Here is a 402-nt window from a genome sequence, read left to right as displayed (position 1 = left end):
GTATTAGGTGGTGATGGACAGGTTTCTTTAGGTAATACCGTGATGAAAGGTAATGCCCGTAAAGTACGCCGTTTATATCGTAATCAAGTGATAGCGGGCTTTGCAGGCGGTACAGCGGATGCTTTTACCTTGTTTGAGCGTTTTGAAGCACAGCTAGAAAAACACCAAGGCCAACTGGTGCGGGCAGCTGTAGAAATGGCAAAAGATTGGCGTACTGACCGTGCACTGCGTCGTTTAGAAGCGATGTTGGTAGTAGCTGATAAAACGGCTTCTTTAGTGATCTCAGGTACGGGTGACGTTGTAGAGCCCGAGCATGGTGTGGTCGCAATCGGTTCTGGCGGTAACTATGCTTTAGCTGCTGCTCGTGCTTTGCATGAAAATACCGATATGTCAGCCAAAGAG

At 48.0% G+C, this 402-nt stretch carries 1 protein-coding gene; it reads left to right on the top strand.

All coding sequences use genetic code 11. The annotated features are described in order from the left end of the window. Positions 1 to 402 (top strand): ATP-dependent protease subunit HslV (gene hslV / locus BTA35_RS17325; RefSeq protein WP_078320925.1); only part of this gene is annotated, 402 nt, incomplete at both ends.

It is taken from the genome of Oceanospirillum linum (assembly GCF_001995095.2).
Taxonomy (GTDB): Bacteria; Pseudomonadota; Gammaproteobacteria; order Pseudomonadales; family Halomonadaceae; genus Oceanospirillum; species Oceanospirillum linum.
This window is presented reverse-complemented; position numbering and strand designations above follow the sequence as displayed.